This is a genomic window from SAR324 cluster bacterium, assembly GCA_015232315.1.
Classification (GTDB): Bacteria; SAR324; SAR324; order SAR324; family NAC60-12; genus JADFZZ01.
Genome location: JADFZZ010000069.1, coordinates 1 through 6,688, shown reverse-complemented (window position 1 = coordinate 6,688; position 6,688 = coordinate 1). Strand labels below are relative to the sequence as shown.

Sequence of the window (6,688 nt, the reverse complement as noted above, 5' to 3'; positions counted from 1 at the left end):
GTTCATCCTTGTCTTTGGAAATAAGTCTCCAGAACATCTGTTCAAACAGCACACAACTGATTGTTGTGGTCAACACCACGGTCAGTGCGCTCAAACCATATTTGGCGACAGCAAACAGCACAATAGGCAGGAATCATGGGACGATTTTTTTCCAGATACCGAATCAAATGAAGGAGTTCTTCCTGGTTTTTGATCTGACTTTCTGGAAGCAGCCTCAAAGACTCAACCGCCTGTTCCACTAAGCCATGCCAGAGGAGAGGCAAGAGTTTATCCAGGATCGAGTTGCGAATCAGACTGCCTTTACAAGCCATACTCAAAAGCTCCTTGCACTTTTTCTCCAGGTGAAACCAATCCAGAATCACGGTGAGTTGGGAACGCCAGGAAAAGAAGATTCTAAGCGAAGAATACAAGGAATGCCCATCCACAAAGAAGACCCAGGGACACCCTCCCAATTGATTATTCAACAGAAAAGCAAGCAGCATTCTCAACACGTTGAAGAGGCTGTCTCCATTGAGCAGATAGCGAGTCTTCTTCTTGTGGACATGAACCACGGTATTTTGAACATACTCCCGCTTTTTGACAACAGGAGAAGATTCCAGAGGTTCTTTCAGACGAACTTCTTTTTGTTTTTTAGCTCCAACGTCATCGAGAGAGATATGAACCGCTTGTTCAGGGTCTTCATAAGGTACTGGATTCTTCAGAATTTCGGATTTCAGAGAGTCTTCCACGGCGCAATCTTCTATCAGTTCCATCAGCAACTCTGGAGCTACTTCCCGAACTGGAATAATCCGCTCCATCGCTTGCTCTGCTAACGGAAGACCTGGAGCGCTAAAACCCGATTGCGCTAAAATCGTATCGGTTTTTTCCTTCAGATACGCCTGAATTTGTCGTCCCTCCTTTTGCGTATTATCCCGCAGCGTTCGCTCCGGAGTTCCCTCTTGGAGTTGATAACGGACCCGATTGATCAAGGCCGCTGTTTTGCGATAGGAATCCTCACAGCTTCCATAGATCAGTGCCAATTCCCTGAAACCCAGTGTTCGGTATTTTTCCTCTCCCTGCAGAGGCTCAAACAATTCCTTCCCCTTATAAAGTTCCTCCCCATAGGCATTCACTCGGCTCCACGTCTCAAAGTGGAAGCGTCCGATTTCGCCATCTACGGGATAAATGCTGTTTTTTTTAGATGTCCTGTTCTGTATCTCTCTGCGTCTTCTCGGCTCATTTCACTGAGATGAGCTGACAACGCTTGCCGCAGGGCTGGATAATTCACTGAGAGCAACGCTTTCTCACTCTCATCGATGCTTTGGGCGGATTCCTGCGAAATGACGATCCTAAAACCTTTTTCCACAAGGGTTTCCACTCCGTTCGTTGGGGCATGCTCTGTTTTTTGGATACCTATCTGGATCTTGATTTCATAATTGGACATAGGATTCTCGCATCAAAAGGTTCTTTTTGGGGGAAAATAACGCAAAATCCAGTGTATTCCTGTTCTACAACATATTCAAATCACCTGCACAGCTCGGAAAATTTCATCGTCATATGGGAGGGAGAAAGCTTTACGAAAAGCTCCAACCCTTTTTTCAGGAGCACCAAATCAAGATGGGACGTGACGCGTTATTTGATTTATTGGCGTCGAACCAACTGTTGGTTAAAAGAAGAAAACGAAGGATATCCACGACTCAATCCTCCCATTGGTTACGAAAGTACCCTAATTTAATTAAGGATTTTATTCCATCGGGAAGCAATCAACTTTGGGTGAGTGATTTAACCTATTGGAAAATACAGTCGGGATTTGTCTATGTGAGTTTCATCACGGATGCCTGGTCGCGTAAAATTGTGGGATATCATGTCGCGGAGACCCTGGAAGCACTGGAAACGCTGGAGGCATTGAAGATGGCGCTATCGAGGAATATGGGGGATCTTTCCTCGTTAATCCATCATTCGGATCGTGGAGTTCAATATTGTTCTTCGATTTACGTACAACTTCTGGATCAACACGGAATTCAAATTAGTATGACGGAAAATGGAGATCCTTATGAAAACGCGATCGCGGAACGTGTCAATGGTATTCTAAAACAAGAATACCTGGAAGATCAACAAGTGGACTCAATCAAAATGGCTTCAAAAATACTGGATTTATCCGTCCGGCTTTATAATGAAGAACGGCCACATATGAGTATTGGATACCTGACGCCTCAAGTTGTTCATCAGGAGAATATAGAAACTGAGAAACTATGGAAAAAAAGAGTCATCGTTCAACAATCTACGTTAGAAAATTATGACAATAACGATATGAACTCATTTCAGGATTAATACTTCGTAAAGCCATTTCAGGACTAATCGAATTTTATGTAAAATAGTCCCAGGACTATTCAAAAACTGTAAACTTTTTTTAGGACTTGACAAGACACTGAACAGAGGCGTCAGATTGTCATGAACAGTGAACAGATCGTCGCTCAATCTCCTGATTATAAGGCAGTCAGAATGGAAGCACTGCTGAATATGAGCGATATCACTGATAGCTCATCGTTCAGTTGCATCCGGTTGGTCGACTACCTGTATCACGCCACTACCGGAAAAATGGTAACCAACAGCAACGACACCATCCTCCCCTTCACCATGTTCCATGAGTTCACGGAACCAGTTGAAGACATTATAGTAAAACCAGATAAAAAATTGGAAATCAATGTATTTCCGGTGGCATGGGTTGGAGATCATGGACGTTTTGAAGAATACCTGGTGGACAGTAATATGCCCTATTGGTTGGTTTCGTCCATGACCCATATGACCCAACGTCAGGCTCTGGAGCAGGAGCCCTGGTTTGACAGGAACACCCTCATAACCAACAACGCTGAAGCCATCACTGCCGGTATTTTCCCCCATGCTATATTTAAAGAGGGTGTATTAACTTGGGAAGTTCCGCCAGATGCGAGCAACCATGAATATCCGTTTGAGTTCACGTTCAAGCATCCGTACATGTCCGCTCCCGTGAAAGCGAAACTGAATGTTTTTGTGGCGGGGCCAGCCTTTCGGGATGATTTTGAGTCAGGCAACCTGGATCAATGGCAAACAGATACGGAACCCGCCAATCCCGCGTCGCGGGTGATTCAGGAATATCAGACCATTCCTGCGCTTTCTGGGCAATACATGACCGCGCTGGAAATGACCCCTTACCGCAATATCAGCGATGTCATCCAGAAAACTTTATATGTGCCGGAAGACATTTCCACACTGAAACTGGAGTTGAATCTTCTGTTCAAAACCTTTCACCGTCGTGGAACCAGCAACCCTGACATCAACAGCAACGCGCCCGCGGTCAACACATTGAGAGTCGGCATTATTTCTAGCGAATCCGGAATCAAGTATGAGTGGAGCCTGCCGGAAGCTCTGTGCCTGGTCAACTATCCCGATATACCGCCCACCTCTGATTACACGTTGGCGGACCCTGCCCACAACACCTGTTTTGACTGGTGGCAGAAAGGCTGGAACACCGCTGAGATCCCGCTGGAAAAATTCAGGGGACAAAAGATCTTGCTGACGCTGTATCTCTATGAGAGGGAACCACCGACTTTGTACCGGCAGATGTACGCCACAGCGTTGATTGACAACATCCGGATGGAGTAGGCCATGAAACGCAAATTCAAGATTTTGATGGTGAGTGTTGTCCTGATAGTGTCGCTGATCTGGCTGGTGGGGCCGGACGAAATTGCCAACGGAATTTTTGTGGGAGCTTTTTGCGGATACAGTTTCCCGTGGAATTCCGCTTTGCTGGAAGCCGCCAGTCGCGGGGATCTGGAGGAAATCAAGAAATGGATCTGGATCGCCGATATTAACGCACGACAACGGGGTGTGTTATGTCTTGGGCCTCAGATGGGGAACACGCCGTTGACATACGCTGTTCGTGAAGGACATTTTGAGGTTGTCCGGTATTTGCTGGAAAAAGGCGCTGATACATTAAATGCCCTGGAAATCGCCATTACGGAGTCACGACGAGATATTCGTATTGTGGAATTGTTAATCCGACACCCACAAACTCAAGTGAGACTACATGATACGATGTATGGCTGGCCCCGAAGAGTGCTTCAGCAAAGTATCGCATATCATTATCCGGAGGCCTTGCGTCTGTTACTGGAGGAAAGTTTGAACCCTCACCCGGAACCGGATTGTCATGAGTATTCCCCGCTCATGATAGCCTCTGCCGAGGGCGAAGTGGCATCTGTAACGATTCTGTTGGAGTATGGAGTCGATGTCACTCACGCGTGTAGTATCCATTATGGACCGCCACTTGATTCAGCGATCGCCGCTCACGGTGCCCGTGATTATTATTCTTCAGAACACAGGACACGCACGAAACGATTGGAAATCGCCAAAATATTGATAGAACATGGGGCTGATGTCAACGCCATGATCAGGAATGGATTTAATTTGCTTTATCATGCGGAACCAATGGCTCAATCGATACATCTTGATCCCGATGAAAGAGCGTATTACCAAAAAGTGGTTGATTTGCTCAAAGCCCATGGCGCTGTGGCCTTCAAAGACCCGTTATGGCGTAAAATGTCTGATATTTATTATTTATATGATGCCGATGACGGTCGGATCGATAAATTCAGCCAGGCGTTGAACACGCCGGAAGACCGGGAGCGGATGCTCCAATTGGATATGACTTACGCTGTTTTGCGGGAAGCCATTCAGGATGGGCATGAAAAAGTTGTGGATCTCCTGTTGGAAGCTGGAGGGCACGCCGGACAATATGAGGAATATCCGTCGCCATTGATGCTGGCGTCACGCTATGGGGAAGTGAAGATCGTTCAACGGCTGATCGGGCATGGCGCGGATACCAATGAATCCCGTGGACAGCCACCGCCCTTGTATTGGGCGATCATCGGCGATGGCCCCTATTTCCGGCATGTGCCCTCACACACCAGAGATCGTCGTCTGGAAATCGCCAGAATCCTGCTGGCTCATGGTGCTGATGTCAACGCTTCGGCAGAAGGCAAACCGCTGTTGGCCTATCTGCCGGAAGATCCCGCCGCCAAAGGCTATTTCCCGGAGATGCGGCAACTGTTGCTGGAACATGGAGCCAGGGAATGATGGACTTCTGCTGGAGATTCAAAATCGTGTTATCGCATTCATATTTGATGTCTGAAGTGTTTCCACCGCCCCGCGATACACGAGTTCCCAACCGTGATAGACCAGCACCAGCCCGATGAAACGGATGTGAGGCAGGTAGTGTTTGAGCCGTTCATCCGCCAGATATTGACGCAACTGGGTCTGCGCCGCCTCGATGGTGGTTTTCAGTTTGGTTTCAGTGAGTTCGTCGCGTTTGAAATATTTGAGTTCGATGAGATAGCCGTAACCCATATCGGGGTATTTCATCACAAACGGTTCCAGCATGAGATCTGCAAAACCTTTGTTGAGTTCGGCTTCTGAAGTGACGTGGAACACATCACACACATGCAGATAAGCCAGCAGAAATCCTTGCAGCACTTTTTCCCCCTGCATGTAATCCCGAACCCGGGTTTGTTGTTTAACCGCCTGGGCCAGAGTGTCGAAAAACCCCTCCCATTCTCCTGCCCATCCCATGTCGGACACCAGAATTTCCAGTCGGTGGATGTCAATCCGGAAGGTTTCCACATCCCAATAAGCGTCCCGCAGGTAGCCATACATCAGATGTTTGACGCTTTCGTTGGGAATCCGGAGTTGGTATTGATTGCGCCAGGGTTGGTCAATGGTGAGCAAGCCGAAAAAATACAGCAACGAGAGAAAATTTTCGGGCACCTGAATTTTTTCCAGTGGGAAACCCGGACGGATGACACTGACGGTCTGGCCAGTTTCGATGATCTGTTTGAGTTGATCGAAATTGCCGTTGAGCTTTCGACTGACCAGTAGCAGATGCCGCAATTTGCCATAGTCGATCCGAATGTTCTGGTCTAGAAGTTAATGGGGAGGCTGGCCAATCTGGATACAGTCACACACGTAGTATATCACCATATCGGTGTTGTATATCGTGGATTCCTGATCATTGGAAAATTTGTAACCGTTGTACCATTCATCAAACAAAGCCAGCGTTTCCTCCATGTTCTGTAAAAACACACCTTCTTTCCGGTAATACTCCAGCATTTCGAGGACTTCCTCACGAGTAAACCCGACCATTTCATTCAGTGCGGGTGACAGGCTGAGGTTCTTGCCAATATTGAATCCGCTCGTGACATCATCCATGGTGACCGGAGAAACCCCGGTAATGAACAACCGCTTCAATCCGGAACCACTATGACTGGTGCCTTCCTTGAGCACGGTGAAAAAATGCCGGAAAAATCCTTCTCCATGCGTGATGTCATGGTAGGCTTTTTCTCCGGCGGTTGTCAGAATGGTGTTGGCGAAGTTGTCGTATTCATCAATCAGGATGTACAGCGGTAAATTCAATTCCCGACAAAAGCGGAGTAACTGACTCAGTCGAGAGGAAAAACCGGAGGTCTGACGGAGTTCCTGGAGGGCGTTTTCTGTGAAAAACGGTTCATAGATCCTTAAAAAACTGTTCAAGGCCCCGGTTCCATAATCCTCAAAACTTTGTTCCACATATTCCACATCCGCCCGTACCGCAGAAAAATTGAACGGCAGCACCAGATAGGAATTGCGTTCGGAGGTAGGATGATCCCCAATCCAAAGTCCCTTGAAAAACGAATCAAAT

At 47.2% G+C, this 6,688-nt stretch carries 7 protein-coding genes; 3 read left to right on the top strand and 4 right to left on the bottom strand.

Annotation, left to right across the window (positions count from 1 at the left end; genetic code table 11):
* Positions 1-41: 41 nt before the first annotated feature.
* Positions 42-1,112 (bottom strand): hypothetical protein, encoded by a 1,071-nt coding sequence (locus HQM11_21105; GenBank protein MBF0353538.1) that lies wholly within the window; start codon positions 1,110-1,112, stop codon positions 42-44.
* A gap of 41 nt (positions 1,113-1,153) precedes the next feature.
* Positions 1,154-1,423, bottom strand: a complete 270-nt coding sequence (locus HQM11_21100) for a hypothetical protein (protein MBF0353537.1) — start codon at positions 1,421-1,423, stop codon at positions 1,154-1,156.
* 26 nt (positions 1,424-1,449) lie between these two features.
* On the opposite strand from HQM11_21100, the gene HQM11_21095 reads away from it, so the two are divergent.
* The 3 genes from HQM11_21095 (at position 1,450) to HQM11_21085 (ending at position 5,091) form a co-directional block, all read left to right on the top strand.
* Positions 1,450-2,310, top strand: a complete 861-nt coding sequence (locus HQM11_21095) for an IS3 family transposase (GenBank protein MBF0353536.1) — start codon at positions 1,450-1,452, stop codon at positions 2,308-2,310.
* A 120-nt stretch (positions 2,311-2,430) separates the two neighbouring features.
* Positions 2,431-3,621, top strand: a complete 1,191-nt coding sequence (locus HQM11_21090) for a hypothetical protein (protein ID MBF0353535.1) — start codon at positions 2,431-2,433, stop codon at positions 3,619-3,621.
* A 3-nt stretch (positions 3,622-3,624) separates the two neighbouring features.
* Positions 3,625-5,091: an ankyrin repeat domain-containing protein gene (locus HQM11_21085; GenBank protein MBF0353534.1), complete on the top strand. Its 1,467-nt coding sequence runs from the start codon at positions 3,625-3,627 to the stop codon at positions 5,089-5,091.
* Positions 5,092-5,109: 18 nt separating this feature from the next.
* On the opposite strand, the gene HQM11_21080 is transcribed toward HQM11_21085, so the two are convergent.
* Together HQM11_21080 and HQM11_21075 are read right to left on the bottom strand one after the other, a co-directional pair.
* Complete coding sequence (locus tag HQM11_21080) at positions 5,110-5,901, bottom strand: PD-(D/E)XK nuclease domain-containing protein (GenBank protein MBF0353533.1); 792 nt, start codon at positions 5,899-5,901, stop codon at positions 5,110-5,112.
* Between the two features lie 36 nt (positions 5,902-5,937).
* Positions 5,938-6,688: AAA family ATPase (locus tag HQM11_21075; protein MBF0353532.1), on the bottom strand; the 751-nt coding region annotated here is incomplete at its 5' end.